The 19,960-nt window shown below is 54.0% G+C and carries 16 protein-coding genes and 1 pseudogene; 6 read left to right on the top strand and 11 right to left on the bottom strand.

All coding sequences use genetic code 11. The features are described 5' to 3' along the window. Positions 1–66: 66 nt before the first annotated feature. The 8 genes and pseudogenes from IPF95_17680 to kdpF form a co-directional block, all read right to left on the bottom strand. Complete coding sequence (locus IPF95_17680) at positions 67–1,398, bottom strand: sigma-54-dependent Fis family transcriptional regulator (GenBank protein MBK6476513.1); 1,332 nt, start codon at positions 1,396–1,398, stop codon at positions 67–69. A gap of 25 nt (positions 1,399–1,423) precedes the next feature. Continuing rightward, entirely contained in the window at positions 1,424–3,103 is a 1,680-nt protein-coding gene (locus IPF95_17675; GenBank protein ID MBK6476512.1) for a HAMP domain-containing protein, read from the bottom strand. Positions 3,104–3,139: 36 nt separating this feature from the next. Further along, complete coding sequence (locus IPF95_17670) at positions 3,140–4,249, bottom strand: sensor protein KdpD (protein ID MBK6476511.1); 1,110 nt, start codon at positions 4,247–4,249, stop codon at positions 3,140–3,142. 65 nt (positions 4,250–4,314) lie between these two features. Then, positions 4,315–5,388, bottom strand: coding sequence for a porin (locus tag IPF95_17665; protein MBK6476510.1), 1,074 nt, complete (start codon positions 5,386–5,388; stop codon positions 4,315–4,317). Beyond that, positions 5,385–5,948, bottom strand: coding sequence for a K(+)-transporting ATPase subunit C (locus IPF95_17660; protein MBK6476509.1), 564 nt, complete (start codon positions 5,946–5,948; stop codon positions 5,385–5,387). Before IPF95_17660 ends, IPF95_17665 begins: the two co-directional genes overlap by 4 nt. A gap of 41 nt (positions 5,949–5,989) precedes the next feature. After that, the gene (gene kdpB / locus IPF95_17655; protein MBK6476508.1) at positions 5,990–8,026 is read right to left on the bottom strand and encodes a potassium-transporting ATPase subunit KdpB; all 2,037 of its coding nucleotides are present in this window, start codon (positions 8,024–8,026) and stop codon (positions 5,990–5,992) included. A gap of 5 nt (positions 8,027–8,031) precedes the next feature. After that, entirely contained in the window at positions 8,032–9,726 is a 1,695-nt protein-coding gene (gene kdpA / locus IPF95_17650) for a potassium-transporting ATPase subunit KdpA (protein ID MBK6476507.1), read from the bottom strand. 7 nt (positions 9,727–9,733) lie between these two features. Further along, positions 9,734–9,900 (bottom strand): annotated as a pseudogene (gene kdpF / locus IPF95_17645) (K(+)-transporting ATPase subunit F). Positions 9,901–10,336: 436 nt separating this feature from the next. On the opposite strand from kdpF, the gene IPF95_17640 reads away from it, so the two are divergent. Then, the gene (locus IPF95_17640; GenBank protein ID MBK6476506.1) at positions 10,337–10,561 is read left to right on the top strand and encodes a hypothetical protein; all 225 of its coding nucleotides are present in this window, start codon (positions 10,337–10,339) and stop codon (positions 10,559–10,561) included. Between the two features lie 352 nt (positions 10,562–10,913). Continuing rightward, positions 10,914–13,427: a cation-translocating P-type ATPase gene (locus tag IPF95_17635; GenBank protein ID MBK6476505.1), complete on the top strand. Its 2,514-nt coding sequence runs from the start codon at positions 10,914–10,916 to the stop codon at positions 13,425–13,427. 270 nt (positions 13,428–13,697) lie between these two features. Here the strand turns inward: IPF95_17635 and IPF95_17630 are convergent, their stop codons facing one another. Further along, complete coding sequence (locus IPF95_17630; protein ID MBK6476504.1) at positions 13,698–14,306, bottom strand: PorT family protein; 609 nt, start codon at positions 14,304–14,306, stop codon at positions 13,698–13,700. A gap of 609 nt (positions 14,307–14,915) precedes the next feature. Here IPF95_17630 and IPF95_17625 point away from each other — a divergent pair. Next, positions 14,916–15,275, top strand: a complete 360-nt coding sequence (locus IPF95_17625; GenBank protein MBK6476503.1) for an HPF/RaiA family ribosome-associated protein — start codon at positions 14,916–14,918, stop codon at positions 15,273–15,275. Positions 15,276–15,428: 153 nt separating this feature from the next. Here the strand turns inward: IPF95_17625 and IPF95_17620 are convergent, their stop codons facing one another. Next, positions 15,429–15,878: a hypothetical protein gene (locus tag IPF95_17620; protein MBK6476502.1), complete on the bottom strand. Its 450-nt coding sequence runs from the start codon at positions 15,876–15,878 to the stop codon at positions 15,429–15,431. 85 nt (positions 15,879–15,963) lie between these two features. Here IPF95_17620 and IPF95_17615 point away from each other — a divergent pair, with 85 nt between their 5' ends. Next, a complete protein-coding gene (locus IPF95_17615) occupies positions 15,964–16,146 on the top strand; it encodes a hypothetical protein (GenBank protein ID MBK6476501.1) in 183 nt (60 codons plus the stop codon). 53 nt (positions 16,147–16,199) lie between these two features. Here IPF95_17615 and IPF95_17610 read toward each other — a convergent pair whose 3' ends face one another. Next, complete coding sequence (locus IPF95_17610) at positions 16,200–18,059, bottom strand: T9SS type A sorting domain-containing protein (protein ID MBK6476500.1); 1,860 nt, start codon at positions 18,057–18,059, stop codon at positions 16,200–16,202. Between the two features lie 105 nt (positions 18,060–18,164). On the opposite strand from IPF95_17610, the gene IPF95_17605 reads away from it, so the two are divergent. Together IPF95_17605 and IPF95_17600 are read left to right on the top strand one after the other, a co-directional pair. After that, complete coding sequence (locus tag IPF95_17605) at positions 18,165–19,022, top strand: hypothetical protein (protein ID MBK6476499.1); 858 nt, start codon at positions 18,165–18,167, stop codon at positions 19,020–19,022. Beyond that, positions 19,022–19,951: a hypothetical protein gene (locus tag IPF95_17600; GenBank protein MBK6476498.1), complete on the top strand. Its 930-nt coding sequence runs from the start codon at positions 19,022–19,024 to the stop codon at positions 19,949–19,951. The genes IPF95_17605 and IPF95_17600 overlap by 1 nt, the downstream gene beginning before the upstream one ends. The last annotated feature ends 9 nt before the right edge of the window (positions 19,952–19,960 follow it).

Genomic DNA, 19,960 nt, shown 5'->3' with positions numbered 1-19,960 from the left:
TTCAGTAATCATAATTGACCTGAACTCCAGAAGGACGAGCCTGAGCTGGCTAGGTTGAATTGTACGTTATCCTTCCCACTTCTTCAATTTCGCATAAAGCGTGGTGATACCGATCCCCAGCAAAGCTGCAGCCAACGTTTTGTTGCCACCGGTGTGTTGCAGCACGCGACGGATGTGTTCGCGTTCCACATGCTCAAGATCGTAGACCGGAGAGGTGGACGAGTTGCTGCGGGGCCGCTGTAATTCAAGCGGCAAGGAGGGCGCATCCAAGAGCGGCGCGTCGCAGAGGATGCATGCACGTTCGATCACGTTCCGCAGTTCGCGCACTTGGCCCGGCCATGCATGCGCGGACAATAATTCCAAGGTAGCGCTGTCGATACCTGTGATCGGTTTTCGGAGCTTGGTGGCGAAGCGCTGCAAAAAGAACTTTGCAAGCAATTCGATGTCCGTAGGTCTTTCCGCTAGGCCGGGTATGCGGATGACGAACGCGGCCAGCCGGTAATAGAGGTCTTCGCGGAAGCGACCATTGGTACTATCGAATGCGAGGTCTCGGTGCGTAGCAGCTAAAAAGCGAACATCGGCTTTTCGAGGAACTGTGTCCCCTACGCGGATGTAATCGCCCGTCTCGAGTACGCGCAGAATTTTGGCCTGTAGCGCCAAAGGCATTTCCCCGATCTCATCCAGGAAAAGCGTGCCTCCTTTAGCAGCTTCGATCAATCCCTTTTTGTCTTTTCCCGCTCCGGTGAATGCACCTGCCACATGGCCGAAAAGCTCACTTTCCAAAAGCTCGCCACTGAGTGCGCTGCAGTTCACGGCTAGCATTACGTGTCCCGCGCGTGCGCTGGCTGCATGGATGGCATTCGCAAATACTTCTTTCCCTACGCCGGTGGTCCCGGTCAATAGCACAGTGGCTTCCGTTGGCGCCACTTTCCGGGCAAGCGCGATGGTCTGTTGTATGGCGGACGAACGACCGATCACACCCGCGAACGGATCCGAGGAGACTTCAAGCGGAACGATATCCCGGCTGTTCGCTTGTTGGAGCGCGGCGCTGACCGTGGGAAGCAACTTCGCGTTGTCATCCCCTTTCACCAAGTATTGGAATGCGCCGTTCCGCATGGCCTGAACTGCATCGGGGATCGAGCCGAAGGCGGTCATTACGATGACTTCTGCGGATGGTGCGATCGAGCGAAGTGCACTCGTCAATTCTACGCCGTTGGCATCCGGCAATTTCACGTCGCATAGCACGACGGGAAAGGGTGTTTCCTTCATCCGTAAAAGGCCGATAGCACCGGTCTCAGCAGTTGTAACGGCATAGCCCTCGCCTTCGAAAACACGCCGGAGCATATTCCGTAGTTGTGGCTCGTCATCGATTATGAGCAGGCGGAAAGGTCCGGTCATACCGCGAAGTAACACCAAGTGGTCCCTATCCTGTGGAAGCACATTCAAAGCGAATGGTGAACACCGAGCCTTTTTCACTGGTGGCCGAGAGGGATATTTCACCATTCATGGCGCGCATGAAATCCCGAGCAATGGATAAGCCCAATCCACTCCCACTGGTCGCATGTGGGTTGAAGCGCTCAAAGAGGTGAGCGTGCTGCTCATCCGTAAGGCCGGGACCTTGGTCGCTTACCGAAAGAAGCACGGTGTTACCTTGTATCTTGCAGGTCAATGAGATAGTGCTTTGCGGCGGACTGTGGCGCACCGCGTTGCTCAACAGGTTGATCAGCGCCCACGAGGATTTTTCGGCATCCGCGTGTACGAGTAGGTCGTCTGGTAATAACTGGACGTCGATCCGCACCTGCTTTGCATCAGCTGCAGTGTGAAGTGCACTAACGGCCTTGTGCACGATCGCGCTCAAGGAATGATCATCCAACGCCACACGGATGCGACCGGTCTCGATCTGCGTAAGATCCAGCAGTTCGCTTACGATACGCACCAAACGCTGATGATCTTTGCGAAGGTCATCGAGTATCGCGCGTTGCTCGTCGCCCAAAGTCGGGCTGTTCTCCAGGAGGCCGAGCCCTAGATCGGTGCTCGCTAACGGTGTTTTCAGTTCATGGCTGATGGTGGCAAGGAAATGCGTTCGTGCTTCATCGCGCTCTTGGAAGGGGGTGATGTTATGCAATAGATGGACGGTGCCAAGATCGCCATTCACACTTCTTATCGGGGCCTGACTGCTTGTGAAGAATTGCTCCTTACCACCGACAACGGCCTTGAACGGGCGGCTTTCCCCATCGGATAGTACATAGCGCAGGAGGTCATTCCGCGCAATTAGTTCATCGATGTTTCGCCCCACCAACTCTGTTTCCCCCAGTCCTAATAGTTCCACTGCCTTAAGGTTCGCGAAAATGATACGGCCTTCGTGGTCCACACCGAACGCAGCGTTCACCATGCTGTTGAGGATCGCTTCAACGCGGCTCTTCTCCGTCATGATCATCGCCAAATTGCTGTTCTCCCAGTGTTCCAGTTGGCCTGCCATGACATTGAAGCGCTCAGCCATATGGCCGAATTCACCGTGTCCTTCGATCTCCACGCGTTGGCGATAGCTACCGGCAGCGACACGATCGATGCCTTCGGTAAGTAGGCGGATGGGTTCGGCCATCCGTTCAGGCAAGCTGATGAAAAGGCTGAACGAGATAAGGAAGCACAATGTACCGGTGACGCTGATCCAGATGTAGGACAATTCAGCCCTGTGCTCGGCCTGTGCAGCTTTGCGAACAATGGCGGAACGGTTAATGTCGATCACTTTGTTGATGTCCATCCGCAACGTACGCGTTGTCTGGGCATCGTCGGGGCTGGAGCGGTAAGCGGTGGTGGATCTTCGCAACTTTTCCGTCAATTCCTTCTCTCCGGGTTCAGTATTGTTCGCTGATTGGTTCGCGAGTAGCTCCAACAGCAATTTGGAACGACGGGTAGTATCGCTTTCGGCATCCATTGCCTCGAGCATGAGTTGCGCATATCCAATACTGTTATAGTTCGCGGTCAATACGTTGCGCCCTTCCATCCTAAGATTCCAGATGGTGCCGAGGCTTACAGCTGCCATCATCAATACCAGCATCGTCATGATGCCGAGCCACAACACAAGGCGGGTTTTCGTTTTCATGCCAAGTTGAGACGTTCGCGAATACTGAGCGTCATTTCAAGAGAGGATGATCAAGTCCACATTATTGCTGGACAAGGCATTGAGCAATTTGTTGAAGACGTTCGAACGTAGAATGATCTGAAAGATATTGAAATGCGGCTTGCCGATACACACCGTGGTTATGTTCCTATCCCGCACAGTGGTCAGGATCGCGTCGCTAACGCTGGTCACTTGTAGGTTGAGCACCTTCAACGGGAGCTTGGCCAGCGCCGCGATCCCGGACGCTTCGCCGCTTTGGGCCTGGATCACTTCAGCGCCCAATTCCACGGCCAGCTTGAAGTGGTTCAACAGGTGGCGCTGCCGGTCCAACGGTATACGGTCGAAGCTTTCCTCCGGCGTCTGCACGTAGAGCACGAACCAATCCCCATTGTAATAGTTGGCGAGGCGTGCGGTCTTGCGGATGATCCGCCCGGCGGTTAGGTGATTGCTGCTGATGCATGCCAACAGCCGCTCGCGGCGCACTTGCTTGGGCGGGTCCACCTCGCTCTCCACCTTGCGCACCACTTGTCCGGCCACTTCCTTCAAGGCCAGTTCGCGCAGTTGGAGGATCTTATCGGGCTGGAAGAAGTTGTTCAGCGCCGTCTCCACTTTCGCCGGATCATAGATCTTTCCTTCTCGGAGGCGGGTGATCAGGTCTTCTGCGGAAAGATCAATGTTCACTACATCATCTGCGTGGCGAAGAAAAGTGTCTGGCACGCGTTCCGAAACATCAACGCCAGTGATCCGCTTCACTTCTTCGGTGATGCTTTCAATATGCTGGATGTTGACTGCCGTGACCACATTTATCCCTGCGGAAATAAGCTCCATAACATCCTGCCAGCGCTTGGAGTGCTTGCTGCCGGGAATGTTGGTATGCGCTAGCTCATCCACGATCACCCATTCCGGTGCAAGTAACAAGGTGGCATTCAGGTCGAATTCCTTCATGCGCTTCCCTTTGTAGAAGGTTTCCCGAAGCGGTATGACCGGCAGCCCGGCAAGCAAGGCGTGTGTCTCTGATCGGCCGTGTGTTTCCACAAAACCGATCTGCACATTAATACCAGCGGCCAGCATGTTGTGCGCCTCCTGCAGCATGCGGTAGGTCTTTCCCACGCCGGCGCTCATGCCCATATACACTTTCAACCTACCCCGGTTGGAGGTAGGCCGAAGCAGTGGGTCTGTGCCGAAGGAAGTGATCACGGTATGGAGAAGGATATGCTGGAGGTGAAGAAAGTGTTGTTCGTGGTGGCGGTACCATCGGCATCCACGAAGATCTTGTCCTCGCTGTTCAGGCTGCGGGCCTCGATGCGCCAAAGTACGTTCGGGCTTACCCAATGGTCGAAGTTGAGCGAGTAACCCAAGGTGGTGAATCCGTTCGGCGTACCTGTTGCGATGATCACGCCTTTCTCGTCCTGGTAGTACTCCACGCGGGCGGCCAGGTAGCTCTTTTCGCCCAGCTTGTATCGGGGTATCAGGATCGGGGTGATCCACGTGCTGCTGCTATCCCCACTGACCGCTTGCTCCATGCCGATGTCGCAGCCCACTATCACACCGAAGCGTTCGGTGATCTGCAGCTGTGCGTATAGGTTGTTGAAGATGCGGGGTTGGCTCACGGTATCCGGCTTGTCGTTACCCACGAAGGTGCTCCAATTGAGCGTGGTGTTGCCGTTCGGCTTGTAGGTGAGTTGTGTGCCGAAGGCGGGCGTATTGTTGCCGTCAACACGAGCGATGCGTTGCCAGCCGTTCAGCAATAGGCCGCTGGCATACCACTTCCCGTTGTCGCTCGTGTAGCTCACGCGTGCGCCAGCCTCGTAGTAGGGCGTGTTGTCCGCCAGTATGCTTCGTGTCAGGTTCCAGCAATCCTTGCCGATGGCGCTCTCGAAGCCGATGTGGCTGGGAAGGACACCCGCGTCGAGCCAAAGGTTCTTCTTGCTGCTCAGCTTCACTCCGGCATTGGCCTCGAATACGCTGCGCAGTAGTTCCGGCTCAGCGGCCATGTTGTATTGCGCATAGGTACCCGCCATCAGGGCGAAGTTGCCGCGAACGTTGTTCTTCGCGTAGGCCATTTTGATCATGCCCATGTTCAGGTTCACCTCGTTGTGGCGGTTGAAACTGTAGAAGAACCCGGGCCGCAGGTGGTTGTCCGGCTGTGCCATGTCGTAACTGTAATACGCTTCGGCATAGGCACTGATGGTGATGGCACTGTCGAGTTGTTGTGCGTTCGCCGTGACGACAAGACCAAGGGTAGGGAGGAGGAGGAGTTGTTTCATTTGGAGGCGGCGTCCAGCGCCAGGTTCAGTTGAAGTACGTTCACGGTGGTTGGGCCAAAGAGACCGAGCAAAGGCGCGTCGGTATGCTCATCGATGAGTTTCAGTACAACGCCAGTTTCCATTCCACGCGCATTAGCGACGCGCTGTGCCTGCACCTGAGCGCCTTGCACGCTCACGTGTGGATCGAGTCCGCTGCCGCTGACAGTGACCAGTTCACTTGGGATGTCACTCTTGGCAACACCGGGGTTGTGTACGATGAACGTATCGATCCTCGCTTGCACGGTGGCGAGGTATTCCGGGTTCGTCGCTCCCTTATTGCTGGCACCGGAACCGGCCGCGTTGTAGCCCACTGTGCTCGGGCGGCTCCAGAAGTAATTGTCCTGCGTGAAGGACTGTGCGAGGTTGGTGTAGTACACGTGGCCGTCGTGCTCAACGGTTTCAGCATTGCCACCGTTGGGCGTCAGTTTCGCGATCCCGATCAACGCAAAGGTATACACGCCACTGAAGAAGACAAGGCAGATCAGCGTAAGCTTCACTGCGGGAAGGAGGTTCTGTTTCATGGTCTGTCATGCCGGGCTTGACCCGGCATCGCGTTTTTGGATCAGATGAAGAATGACACTGCGAGGTCGATGACCTTGATGCCGATGAAGGGCACGATAAGTCCACCGAGTCCGTAGATCAAGAGATTTCTACGCAGTAGAGCAGATGCCCCGATCGGTTTGTAGGCTACTCCGCGTAGTGCTAATGGGATCAGCGCAGGAATGATCAGCGCATTGAAGATCACTGCGCTTAGGATCGCGCTTTCCGGGCTGTGCAGGCGCATGATGTTCAGCGCACCCAAAGCAGGTATGCTGGCCATGAATAGTGCGGGGACGATGGCGAAATACTTGGCCACATCGTTCGCTATACTGAAGGTAGTTAGTGTACCACGGGTCATTAGCAACTGCTTGCCGATCTCCACCACCTCGATGAGTTTTGTTGGGTCGTTGTCCAGATCCACCATGTTACCGGCTTCCTTGGCGGCCTGTGTTCCGCTGTTCATGGCCACTCCTACATCTGCTTGTGCTAGTGCGGGCGCATCGTTCGTTCCGTCGCCCATCATCGCGACCAAACGTCCGCTCTGTTGTTCCTTCTTGATATAGGCCATCTTGTCCTCGGGCGTAGCTTCTGCAATGAAGTCGTCCACACCAGCTTTCTCGGCGATGTACTTTGCGGTCAGCGGATTGTCGCCGGTCACCATCACCGTCTTCACACCCATTTTCCGCAGTCGTTCGAAACGCTCGCGTATGCCGGGCTTAATGATGTCCTGGAGTTCGATGCAACCCGTGATCCGATCATTCTCGGCAACCACGAGTGGCGTACCGCCGTTCTCGGCGATGCGCTTCACTTCTGCTTCAACTTCCGCAGGAACGGCGAGCCCGGCTTGCAAGGTCAACTTACGCAGTGCGTCCTGTGCACCTTTGCGGATGCGCTGTCCGTTCGGCAGGTCCACACCGCTGGTGCGGGTCTGGGCGGTGAATGGGATCAATGCAGCACCTTGCAGCGAAAGACCTTTGGTAACATCCGCACCAGCGAGTTCCAAAATGCTCTTGCCTTCTGCTGTATCATCTGCGATCGAACTGAGCGCGCATGAACGGATGAAAGCTGAACGATCCACGCCCGGGGCCGGGAAGAAGGCCGTTGCCTTCCGGTTGCCGATGGTGATGGTGCCGGTCTTGTCCAGCAAGAGCACATCGATGTCGCCCGCAGTTTCCACTGCCTTGCCGCTTTTGCTGATCACATTGGCGCGCAGCGCACGGTCCATGCCCGCGATGCCGATGGCGCTGAGCAGGCCACCGATCGTGGTGGGGATCAAGCAAACGAACAAGGAGATCAACGCTGCGATGCTGACCGTTGCGTTCGCATAGCCTGCGAAGGGTTGCAACGTGACGCACACGATGATGAAGATGAGCGTAAAGCCGGCGAGCAGGATCGTCAGAGCGATCTCGTTCGGTGTCTTCTGGCGGCTCGCGCCTTCCACCAAAGCGATCATGCGGTCCAGGAAACTGCTGCCGGGTTCGCCGGTCACTTGCACGGTGATGTGATCGCTGAGCACCCGTGTGCCACCGGTCACACTGCTGCGGTCGCCGCCGCCTTCACGGATCACCGGCGCACTCTCTCCGGTGATCGCGCTTTCATCAATGCTCGCGAGTCCTTCGATGATCTCGCCGTCGTTGGGGATCAGGTCACCGGCTTCGCAGTAGAAGAGGTCGCCTTTGCGCAGTTCGTTGCTGCGGATCATCTTCACGCTACCATCGGCGAGCTTCAACTTGGCCGGTGTGTCCTCCCGCGTTTTGCGGAGCGAATCGGCCTGGGCCTTGCCGCGTGCCTCAGCGATGCCTTCCGCGAAATTGGCGAAGAGTAGCGTGAGCAGCAGCAGCAGGAAGATGGTGATGTTGTTGCCCAGCGAGCCTTGTGAGGCATCGCCGCTGAACAGCAACCAGAGGGAGACCACGAGCATGACCGCAGTGCCCACTTCCACAGTGAACATCACCGGGTTGCGCACCATGATCCGAGGGTCCAGTTTCACGAACGACTGTTTTATGGCCTCCATGACCAGGTCGCGCTGGAAGAGGGAGGTGGGTTGTTGGTTTTTCATGGTGATCAGAAGCTGAAGTATTCGGCGATGGGGCCCAGGGCAAGTGCTGGGAAGAATGAGAGCGCGGCCACGATGGCGATCACGCCGAAGACCATCATGCCGAAGGTGCCTGTGTCCGTCTTCAAGGTGCCTGCGCTTTCGGGAATGAACCTCTTCTCGGCAAGCAGCCCGGCGATGGCCAACGGCCCGATGATCGGCAGGAAGCGGGAGAGGATCAGGACGATGCCCGTGCTGATGTTCCACCACGGTGTATTGTCACCGAGGCCCTCGAAGCCACTGCCGTTGTTGGCCGCGGCGCTGGTGTATTCGTAGAGCATTTCGCTGAAGCCATGCGCCCCGGGATTGTTCAGCCACGCATAGGAGGGGTCATGCGTGATGCCGTATGCGGCCAGTGCAGTGCCGGCGAGGATCATCAGCGGATGCAGGAGGGCGACGATCAGTGCGATCTTCATCTCGCGTGCTTCGATCTTCTTGCCCATGAACTCGGGCGTGCGGCCCACCATCAACCCGCTGATGAACACCGCGAGGATGATGAACACGAATACATTGAGTATGCCCACGCCCACGCCGCCGTAGAATGCATTGGTCATCATGGCGAGCAGTTCGTTCATGCCGCTCAGGGGCATGGAGCTGTCGTGCATGGAGTTCACCGATCCCGTGCTGATCACGGTGGTCACAATGCTCCAGAATCCAGAGGCTGCAGCGCCCAGGCGCATTTCCTTTCCCTCCATGGCACCGCTGCTCTGGCTTATTCCCAGTGCATCGATCGCCGGGCTTCCGTTCATCTCCATCACGATGTTCGGAATGGCCAGAGCGAGGAAGCCGGCGGTCATCACGCCGAACACCATCCAAGCGAACTTTCTCCGCTTCAAATAGAAGCCCAGCGCGAAGACCATCCCGAAGGGAATGATCAGCTGGCTCACCATCTCCACCATGTTGGAGAAGTAGGAGGGATTCTCAAGCGGGTGAGCACTGTTGGTTCCGTAGTAACCGCCGCCGTTCGTTCCCAAGTGCTTGATGGCCACGAAGCCCGCGACCGGACCACGGGAAACATCCACGCTATCTCCTTGCAAAGTGACAATGCTGTCTTTCCCCAAAGCGGTCTGTGGTGTTCCGCTGAACATCAGCAGTACTGCCACGATGATCGACAATGGTAGCAGCACGCGGGTAAGGCTTTTCAAGAAATAATCATAGAAGTTGCCAAGCTTTTCGCTTGTACGCTCCCTCAGTGCGTTGAAGACCATCGCGGCTGCAGCCATGCCCGTGGCAGCGCTAACGAACTGCAGGAACATCATCCCGAAGATCTGGCTGAAGTAGGTTGCTCCGGTTTCACCACTGTAATGTTGCAGGTTGCAATTCACTACGAAACTGATGGCCGTGTTGAACGCGAGGTCGGCGCTCATGCTAGGATTTCCGTCCGGATTCCAAGGCAACCAACTCTGGTTCATCAGCACGAACATCGTCCAGAGGAACCAGATCATATTGATCGTAAGCAGCGCTCTCAAGTGCTCTTTCCAATTCATCTCGCGCTTAGAGTCGATACCGGAAAGGCGGAAGAAGAAACGTTCGATCGGACCCATCACAGGGTCCAACAACGAGCGTTCACCGCCATACACACGGGCGATGTACCGGCCCAATGGAATGGCCAGCACCAGTGAGCCGAAGAACATGGCCAGTATGCCGAAGAGTTCAGTGTTCAGCATAGGTTCAGAATTTTTCTGGTTTCACCAGCACATAACACATGTAGGCGAAGAGGAGGAAGGCAATGATCAGAAGGAATATCATCGGAGTTAGATCTTTTCAAACCATTGAATAGAGCGAAAAAGGAGCCCGAAGCACAGAAGGCCACAGACGATCAAGAGGAGGGTCATCATTTTGTTATTTTGTTAAGTGTCATTTAGAGTTCTGAACTTGGATCACGTTATTGTAATGTGAGGCGGTGTTCATTAGGGTGACTTGGTATTGAAATGCATCATGTCAGGTGATGTGTTGTGTCAACAATTGTTCAAGTAGGAGGATGCCGGACGGTGATCGCATTTATGATCGTGTCCACGCCATGGCGAAGTAGATGCCGGATCCCCTCGGATATTGGATTCAAGCACTACTGGCGAGGCTTTGCATCGTTCGATCGCTTTGTTGAAGGATCGATTACCCTACCGAAATGGAAGGGTATGATGCAGGAATGGGAGGCGTGAAGATGGCCACGTTCCGATAATGAACTTTTGGACGCACGGAAGAGTTGGCAGTTGCTTACGACAACAGTTGAATTGGCACGCTTTCTGGAGAGAGCCGCGACAAACACTATGTACAATGACACCGAAGAAATTAATGACCATTGCGATGATCTTGGCGGCAGGGACCACTGCGATGATGTTGCGTTCCGCTCCTAGAAGCCGAGCTGCCGCCACTTCCAAACCCGATGAGGTAAAAGCAAGTAGTGATCCGTTCGCTGAGATGATCCAAGAAGGCGACGGTCTGCTGGCGCAGTGGAAGGCTGAGGCGGCAGAAATTATGCGGAAGAAAAGCAGAGCTTAGACTCCTTCGGTCATAGGTATCCGGTCTTTTTCTCGCTGTACTGATGTGCCATCATAGGTATGATGTTGCGATCACCAGAAGTAGCATAACGAGAAATGGTGATTTTAATTCGGACAGGAACAGTTCGAAGCGCTGTTCGATCTTGTCGCCGACCATGAGATGGTCGATTTTTCCGGGAAGGAACGGATCTCGCAGACCCATTCTTGCAACGCGCAATATGTTCTTCCTGCCAGATCATCATGGTGAAGCTTGGCCATTTACTAAGCGATCAAAGCATCCATGCTACGTCCGAGTATTAGTGTAGAACCCGAGGGTTATTTAGTTAGCTATCCGCAACTTACCTTAACCGCCGATGCCCTCAAATCCCTTCTCCTTCCCTGGTCTTACCGAGGCTGAGGTGAGTGTTGCGCGAACGCGCCACGGACGGAATACCATTGCGGAAAGAACACAAGGAAATTTCTGGCCTGCGGTGAGGGGTGCGGTGATGGAACCGATGTTCCTGCTGCTACTGGCCACGAGCATCATCTACTTTGCGTTGGGTGAACGCACCGAAGCCTATTTCATGGCGGGCGCGATCGTTCTTGTTTCGACGATCAGCATTTATCAGGACTCGCGGAGTCGCAGAGCGCTCGACGCACTGCGGGCATTCAGCGAAGCACAAGCCACGGTGATACGTAACAACGCTGTGTTGAAAGTGCCTGTCGAGGATGTTGTGGTCGGCGATCTGGTCGTAGCAGAAGAAGGCAGTTTGCTCGCGGCAGATGGAGTGATCGTGCAGAGCAACGATTTCAGTGTGAATGAATCGATCCTCACGGGTGAAGCGTTCGCGATAGCGCGCAACATGGATGATCCGGAACTGGCCAAGGTGAGCAAAGGCACACAGGTTGTTTCCGGGCTTGCGGTGTACCGCGTTTCAGCGGTTGGAAAAGGCACACAGTTGGGCAAGATCAGTACGTCCCTCGAAGCAATCGAAGTGCCGCCGACACCGCTCCAAGAACAGATCACACGGTTCGTTCGCAACATGGCCATTGTGGGCGTAGTGGTGTTCCTCGCCGTATGGGTCGTGGCGTATTCGCGCAGCGGATCGCTATTGGATAGCTTGCTCACTGGACTCACCTTGGCGATGTCCATTCTGCCGGAAGAGATCCCTGTTGCATTTGCTACGTTCTTGGCATTGGGTGCATGGCGCTTGGCCAAACAAGGTGTTATCGTGAAGCGCTCCACCACGGTGGAAACATTGGGTTCGGCCACCGTCATCTGCACGGACAAGACCGGTACCATTACCGAGAACCGGATGACGTTGGCGCAGATCTTCGTGCAAGCGAATGGACGTACAATGGCCGCGGAAGCATGGCGCGAAGCAGAGGCTCAGCGGGTGATCGAGATCGCGATGTGGGCAAGTGAGCCCGTTCCGTTCGACCCCATGGAAGTGGCGCTGCATAAGGTCTACAAGGATACCTCACAACGTGATCGCCGGCCGGAATTCCACATGGCGCATGAGTATCCGCTTGGTGGCAAACCACCGATGATGACACACGTGTTCGCGAACAGTGCTGGCGAACGGATCATCGCCTGCAAGGGTGCACCGGAACGAGTGTTGCGCCAGTCATCGTTGAGTGATCCGGAGAAGAACGCAGTACTTGCACAAGTTGAGGCATTGGCGGGGCAAGGATTGCGTGTGCTTGGTGTTGCCCAAGCGAAGTTCTCCGGAGATGCGTATCCGAAGGATCAAGAGGAATTCAGGCTGGACTTCCTTGGGCTGGTAGCGTTCAATGATCCACCGAAAGCAAACATTAGTGGCGTGTTCCAACAGTTCTACACCGCGGGCATCCAAGTGAAGATCATCACCGGCGACAACGCGCTCACCACCGCTGCCATTGCAAAACAGACCGGCTTCCGTGGAGCTGAAAAGACCATGAACGGCGATGAAATGATGCTGTTGGATGATGCCGATCTGCGCAAGGTGGTGCACGACACGAACATCTTCACGCGCATGTTCCCCGAGGCGAAACTGCGGATCATTAAAGCCTTGCAAGCAGAAGGCCATGTGGTTGCAATGACCGGTGATGGAGTGAACGATGGACCTGCGTTAAAAGCCGCGCACATCGGTATCGCTATGGGCAAGCGGGGTAGTGAACTCGCCAAGGAAGCAGCGTCGTTGATCCTCGTGAACGATGATCTGGGCAACATGGTGGAGGCCGTTGCGTTGGGCCGCAAGATCTATGGCAATCTGAAAAAAGCAATACAGTATATCATCTCCATCCATATCCCCATCATCCTCACTGTATCATTGCCGTTGTTCCTAGGGTGGATCTATCCCAACATTTTCACTCCGTTACATGTGATCTTCTTGGAACTGATCATGGGTCCTACGTGCAGTATCGTTTACGAGAACGAACCACTTGAAAAGGACGGCATGTTGCGATCACCGCGCCCCCTCAGCCTCACCTTCCTCACGTGGAAGGATCTTTCCATCAGTATCTGGCAGGGACTGGTGATCACGCTAGGCACACTGGGCGCATATCAGATCTCTGTGCAACAAGGCTATCATGAGGAACTGGTCCGGACCATGGTCTTCAGCACATTGGTCATAGCGAACATCGGGCTCACACTGGTAAACCGTTCATTCACTGCTTCGCTTTTCACGAGCTATGGCAATAGCAATTTGCTGCTGCGTGGCATGTTGCTGCTCACTATCGGCTTGTTGGTCGCGATGCTTTATATACCAGTGATCCGTTCCTTCTTCCATTTGGCTTCGCCAACGCTAACACAGCTTGGCCTATCTGCGGTGATCGGTCTGGCTTCCGTGTTGTGGTTCGAAGTATACAAATGGATCAAGCGACGTTCGATCTCAGCAGTGAAGTGATCTTGTTGTGACTATTGCCGACCAGGATCACTAGTAGCTCGTGCAAGATCGTGCATCTTTCATTTTACACAGGTCATGCACGAGAGATGCACTGACGATGATGCTCCAAGAACTTATCATAGTGATGTCGCGTAATGTTATGACCTGACATGAATGTGATAACGCTCTCCATTACCTGTAGCAGCGAAGCATGGGGGTAATAAAGAGCGTGATAGCTGCTGTGTTGGTTAGCTAATACGATATGACCCTATCGTCTTAGCTAACCAACAATTATTTCGCAAGTCGTAGGCGCACTCCTCCAACAATATGGAGATAGTTCACTTTCGGATTGGTTGTCAAATTCGGACGATTGAACTCGTCGAACTCTTTGGTCAAGGCCACGTCGTAACCAGCTTCCAGGAACAGGAAACTGAACTCAAGACCCGCTCCAAACCCTACGTACCATTGGCTGGAACTGGTCTGCACATCCAGATTATTATTGTTCAGGTCAGCACTTAGGTTGAACAGCGCAGTTGGCCCTGCCATAACATAAGCGTTGATCGGTGGATCATCCGTAGGGTCAAGAAAGTTCACACCTAGCATTATCGGGACACTCAAATAGCGCGATGTATACTTAAATTCGGTAGGTGTGATCCCCGTCGTATCCGCAAAACTGTAATTCAAGTTGCGCACCATAAAATTGATGCCGGGTTTCACGAAGACACGATTGCCAAGTAGCACATCAGCACCGAACTGGTAGCCGGCTCGACCCGCCCATTTATCAGTTCCGGTTTCTTTGATGTTGGATCCATTGTACCCCGCTGAAAAGCGGATCTCTTGGGCGGTGCTGCTCAGTGAAGTGATGAGCAGTATCGGTAAAATGTATTTGTAAGGTTTCATGGTTTATCGGTTTTAGTTGTTGTAAGTTTCTTAGGTGTTGTCTCTTGTAAGCCTTGTAGCAATTGGACTTTGAACTAACCCACGTAAAAGGACGAAAGCCTCTTTATGTTATTCACTTAGGTACAAAGATGTTGGTCGAGTTACGTGATCCGTGATATTGGGACGGCGTAAGTTTTAATATGCGTCAACGCCTCTAAAAGAACCATGCCGTATTCAGGCTTTGTCGAAAAGTGTTGGTAACACTAGTTATACTTCGTAATTCTCGATCTCATAACCTGCGCGCAAGGGAAATCCATTACCGGGATCGGGGAATAAATTCTCAACTTCCTATGGGTGTTTGATGCTATGGAACCAAGCTTCAGGGTAACTTAGTTACGAATCAGCAGATCGGGATGTGAAACACCCTCACCAACAGCACCCTGAATGAACAATAAACGGCTCTTTCATTTACTTTCTGATATTTCCCAATTTGCCTGTTAAGAATTTTTCATTCATATTTTTCTCTAGTTAATATGATAGAAATGGAGGGATGGCTAACCCTTTGAAATGTTTATCATTTCTTGTGACCAGACCCAATGTGCGAAATGGTTTGATCCGTACCTTTAGCACATGCAGATACAGATCAACACCGATAAGAACATCGAAGGCTCTGAAGCCTTTGCTGAGCATGTACGTAACGTAGTAGAGAAGAGCTTGAGCCACTTCGCGGAACGCATTACCCGAGTGGAAGTACACGTACAGGATATGAACGCCGACAAGACCGGACCCAATGACCATAGCTGCACGATGGAAGCACGCCCGAATGGAATGGATCCCGTTGCTGCAACATATAAACCATCGAACAATCATCAAGCTGTAGAAGGTGCCGCACAAAGTCTTTCGAATTTGCTGCGCACCCGTTTCGGAAAATTGAATGATCACAAGTTGAAAGCGAAAGTTCCGTTCGTGGAGGACGCGGATCGAGAGTGATCTCGCATATCGGATCGATCAATTATACCAACACGACTTGGGTTGATGTTGATCGATATCTTATCGAATGTCGCGTGTTGTTCTTAGAAAGAAAGTTGTGCTCGAGTCTGTTTTCAGTAAGATGGAAGTACTTCTTTATAATAGTCTGCTGGATCAACGCCACCGCAGTTCCAGCGCGGCACCTTCCGCTACGTTATCCCAACTGTTCAGGAGCGTAACGTAGGTCTGAAGCATGTGCGTGATCACCGCATCGGTAAGACCTTTGGGTACGCGGGAAAGTTCCGCCTCAACGCTTGCACCAAAATCGCTTTGGGCCACCGCGCCATTGCTCAAACCCTGCAAGGTGCGTGTAAGCACCTCTGCCTCCATGGAGCCAGCAGGTAGGCTAGGGATCACCGCCGGATCACCGAGTTGTTGAATGCTGTACCCTTCGTTGATCAGTCCGAAAAAACCTTGATCCAACCGCAATTCACTTTCCACAACGAAATGCGCCAAGTCGTGTTCGGGAAGCGAAGGTCCCACTGCGCTTTGCGTGAATGAACCATCGCGCCGTGTGCAGATCAATCGGTGGCCACCGTGTTCTTTTTGAAAGCGGATGCGCATGGTGTAAAAATAGGTGGGGTTAGCGGCTAGACAACGGGCAGTTCCATTCGACATGGCCTAATGCACGCTGGCCGTCCTCAATACTGTGCATCTGTCGGGAGATGATGTGAATGGGTTGGAAGGATTCGTTCATGGAGGCTTCTGGGGCACGGTCGTTAATTATTTCCCAGCGTTGAATGCATCGGTTTCCATCTACGTTCTGGAGCGGGACAAGCGCGGCATTCGGAAAGAGCTGATGGAAAAGATCTTTGGGTTTTTGAGCGAATGATGGGGTCTTATCGGCTCAATACGAACTTTGAACGTACCGGTTACCGCCAAAACCTACCGCGCAATGACCAGCTTTGCCGTGCCGTTCGGGAGCAGATCAAAGCGAATGAAGTACGTTCCATTCGGCAATTCTTCCACGGAAATGGGTTCTCCGGTAAACGCGGTTCCATTTCGTATTGTGCGTCCATCTGCATTGTGCAGCGAGTAGCGTTGCGGTTCGTTGTAGGGTAGTTCCAGGACAAAGTGTTGTGCTGCGGGGTTCGGGAAAATGTAAAGTGATCGCGGGTTTGGATCTGCACTCGTCCCAGTGGAGATGTTCGTGCAAGCAGGCCAGTAACCTGCAAGTACTTCATTGGTATGTGCATTCACGCTGTCGATATCAGCACCAATGTCGGTGCCGTCCGATGCCCCACCAGCGTATGGACTGGAAGCAAGCAAGTGATAATTGTTGGTGCTGATGTCTGCGAAACCAACAGCACTTGGTTGTGTCGGGAACCAATGGAACGGAGGGTATTGGTTCGGATTTCCGGAGGCACCACCTGCTACGCCCACGATCACATTGTGCGTGAACGTTGATCCGGGGAAGTAGGTATTGATGGTCGCGTTACCACATCCCGATCCGGTGCCACATACGCCATAGGCACCGTAACCCACGATGTTATCAGCGAAGGTGAGCGCCACCATGGGCGCGCCGGCGGCGCTGGTGGTGGTGCCGGTATTGAGGTCGGTGTTGTGTTTTATGGTGACGTGCTCTGCGCCGTTCAGGAACTGGTACATCTTGTTGACATTGCTGATCGCGTAAGAAAGGTTGTGCTCGATGAGGATGCGTGTGCTCACCGGGTTCGGCAGCTGATCGTCGTGCCCACTGATGTTGAAGCCACCATCGCTGTTGATCAACTGATTGTGGCACCAAGTAACATCTGTGACACGGTTGTTCATCGCAGCGCCGCTTTCCGTACGCGGTGTGAACACGATGGCGAAGCCGCTTTGGCAATGCGCCCAGTTGTTCTCAAAAATATTGCCTTCCACCCAAACACGTTGCGCGTTCTTTAGTTCGAAGAGGTTCTTGATGCACCACGGCGTGCCTTCGTAATTGGGGTCGCTGATGCGCCAACTCGGTGGTTTGAAAAAGTGATTGTTGCGGATCTCGATATCGGATGGGATGAGGTCGGTGATCGTCGCGAGTGCCCCGCCGAACATGACGTTCTCGCCACTTCCTTCCAAGTGGTTATTCACGATCTTGAAGGGACCGGGACCGTTCCATCCGGCAATGGCCTGTGCATCCTGTCCGTTGGCCTTGCAATCACTGATCCAGCAATTGATCACGGCGGAACTGGCGCTGTTCAAGCGGATGCCACGCTTGGTGCCAAGGATCGGATCGCCATGAATGTACAGCCGATCGAACACGATATCGTGCGGCACATTTGCGACCGATGTTTCCGCACTACCCGCAACGATGATGTCATAACTGTAACCAACGGTCCGCACTTCCAGATCCATCACGCGGTAGTGGTGTGCACCGCTTGCGAAGATCAAGGCGGATTGGTTCACGGGCGCTTGGATCTTGGCCAGTAGCGCAGCGTAAGATGGGTCGATGCGATGGTCCTCATCCGGCAATTGAGCGTCGGAGATGTTCGTGCGGATGATGATCCATTCATCACCGACCTTCGCGGGAAGGGTGTACGGACCACTGTAGTTGTGTCCGCTCTGAAGCAGAATCGTGGTGCCCGGTAGCGCGTTGTCGATCGCCGATTGTAGTTGCGGATTGGTGTAGTCGCAACCACTTGAACATACGGTGACGGTGTTCGAGTTGGTCGGCATGCATGTGTTCAGCCAGATCTGCGGAGGGTCGGGTAGAACTTGCGCGCATGCGGCGGGTCCTAACAAGAGCAGGAGAAGAGTTGATCGACGCATCAGTGCAATAAGTTGCATTGGCAAAAGTAGGATAGGCCGGTGGTGCGTATGCACTAAATGGTGGCGCTAGCGAACCTTTTATCTACTTGGGTGTATTTTAACCCAATGCGACTACTTATCATAATGTCCTTATTCTTCTTGCCTGATAGCGCATGTGGTCAGTCAGATCTGTGCTCATATCGTTACAACTATGCCTTCATCGAGGACAGCAAGGACCTCATTCCGCTGCAAGGAAGCTACACGGTAGAGTACCTCGCTCGCGGCCAATGGTGGAGCTATACCGACCCGCGCATACCGGTGAATTATCCCGGAAAGCCGATGCAATTGAAGTCGTTGATCACCGTGAATGGAACTTCGATCAAAGCGGTTGAGGTCGGATGGAATTACACCACCACGGACAACAAACTGCGCGTGGTGCGCGGTGTGGATACCATGATCGTTGACCTTGCTGGCAATGGCGATATCGAAGAACGGATGTTGGCCCGCACGGCGCGTGTGGGTGTTCCTCCTCGTCCGCCGGTGTTGCTTCCGTTCCGGAATGGCTGGTTCGTTCTTGCCCAGTTGAATGATCCGATCAACGCGCAACTGACCGAACAGTTCGACGCCCTGTGGATGGCACAGCGTACGGAAGTGATGGCACTGTATGACACAGCGCGTTACGAATTTTCGTTGATCATGAACTTCTCACGCATTGGTCCACTGGAGATCCCTATTATGCGCGATCCGAATTACGCCAACCACCTTTTGCATTTCCCGGCAAGCGGCCCGGATACGCATTTCGAACTGTCTAGACAGGATACCCTCGGTGTCGCGGAAAGCAACATCAGTTTGCGTGTGGACATGCCAACGGACGGAGAGACCGATAAGTGGGTGGATGTTACCGATCTGCCATATGGCAGGTACAGCACGTACTTGAAATGGAAGGATCAACAGAGTTTGTTCTACTTGACCTTTGGATGGTGATGCTGCGAAATGTATTCAACTTGGTAGGCGGAAAGATCGCGCGGAAGTGTGCATTCGTTCTGCTGTTCCTTCCGTTCCTGCTACACGCACAACCAGGCGGTCCGGATCTCACCTTTCTCATGGTGCACAACGCGAACGGTAGGCCAATGAAGGGGTCGTATGTGGAGAATGCCATGCTGCGCGAAGCAGCGCGCACGAAGACAACGGAGCCGTGGTCGGTAGAGATCCACTTCACGGTTGCTGAAGGATATCCGTACGGTCCGGAGAATCCGGGCGATCACAAGCAGTGGTCGCTGGCCGGGACCGAGATGCCTGCACCGGGCAGGGATCGGAAGGTTTTCAGCATCATCGACTGTTGGTGTACCGATCTCCATATACAGGTGATCCAAGCTGATCGGATCATGCGGATCGATCTGCCGGATGCACCTGCTGATCGTTGGGCCTTGGTGCAACGCGTGATGGTGCGTTCCGGTGACCACCCTTCACCCGAAGTATTCCGTTTTCGTGTTGGTCGATACACCTATGCTGAGTTGGCGGACGACCCGGCGTTCGACAAGTTGGAGCAACGTATCGCAGATGGGCTCGGTCATGCCCGGGATACGGACTACCGGCGACAATTATCGGAGCAGGAGAAATACTATAATGAACAACTCCAGGTGGTGCCATCGGAATCGCAGTCGCCAGGGCTGGCCGAGATCGGAACGTACGAGCAAGAGATCGCCGCACGACCTGCGCTGAAGGTGTTGGAGATCGAACAACAACATGCCGACACCATCTGGCTCCAGATTACTGGTGGTGTGATACTCGACGGTGGCTGCGCGAGCTGGATGCCCCAGTTCAGTATCGAAATGCTGACCGATGGTAGTTGGGTGGAACGACATCCATTTCCCGTGGCACAGATGGATTGCGGCATGCCTTGGGCAGAGTGAAATGAACGC

The sequence above is a fragment of the Flavobacteriales bacterium genome (assembly GCA_016704485.1).
Taxonomy (GTDB): domain Bacteria; phylum Bacteroidota; class Bacteroidia; order Flavobacteriales_F; family PHOS-HE28; genus PHOS-HE28.
The sequence above is the reverse complement of the archived record's forward strand: the minus strand, read 5'-3'. Positions and strand labels throughout refer to the sequence as shown.

Bases quoted from the DNA above. Each gene is read 5' to 3' on its own strand.
- IPF95_17680 (MBK6476513.1), bottom strand. From the start codon at position 1,398: ATGACCGGACCTTTCCGCCTGCTCATAATCGATGACGAGCCACAACTA.
- IPF95_17675 (MBK6476512.1), bottom strand. From the start codon at position 3,103: ATGAAAACGAAAACCCGCCTTGTGTTGTGGCTCGGCATCATGACGATG.
- IPF95_17670 (MBK6476511.1), bottom strand. From the start codon at position 4,249: ATGGGCATGAGCGCCGGCGTGGGAAAGACCTACCGCATGCTGCAGGAG.
- IPF95_17665 (MBK6476510.1), bottom strand. From the start codon at position 5,388: ATGAAACAACTCCTCCTCCTCCCTACCCTTGGTCTTGTCGTCACGGCG.
- IPF95_17660 (MBK6476509.1), bottom strand. From the start codon at position 5,948: ATGAAACAGAACCTCCTTCCCGCAGTGAAGCTTACGCTGATCTGCCTT.
- kdpB (MBK6476508.1), bottom strand. From the start codon at position 8,026: ATGAAAAACCAACAACCCACCTCCCTCTTCCAGCGCGACCTGGTCATG.
- IPF95_17640 (MBK6476506.1), top strand. From the start codon at position 10,337: ATGACACCGAAGAAATTAATGACCATTGCGATGATCTTGGCGGCAGGG.
- IPF95_17635 (MBK6476505.1), top strand. From the start codon at position 10,914: ATGCCCTCAAATCCCTTCTCCTTCCCTGGTCTTACCGAGGCTGAGGTG.
- IPF95_17630 (MBK6476504.1), bottom strand. From the start codon at position 14,306: ATGAAACCTTACAAATACATTTTACCGATACTGCTCATCACTTCACTG.
- IPF95_17625 (MBK6476503.1), top strand. From the start codon at position 14,916: ATGCAGATACAGATCAACACCGATAAGAACATCGAAGGCTCTGAAGCC.
- IPF95_17620 (MBK6476502.1), bottom strand. From the start codon at position 15,878: ATGCGCATCCGCTTTCAAAAAGAACACGGTGGCCACCGATTGATCTGC.
- IPF95_17610 (MBK6476500.1), bottom strand. From the start codon at position 18,059: ATGCGTCGATCAACTCTTCTCCTGCTCTTGTTAGGACCCGCCGCATGC.
- IPF95_17605 (MBK6476499.1), top strand. From the start codon at position 18,165: ATGCGACTACTTATCATAATGTCCTTATTCTTCTTGCCTGATAGCGCA.
- IPF95_17600 (MBK6476498.1), top strand. From the start codon at position 19,022: ATGCTGCGAAATGTATTCAACTTGGTAGGCGGAAAGATCGCGCGGAAG.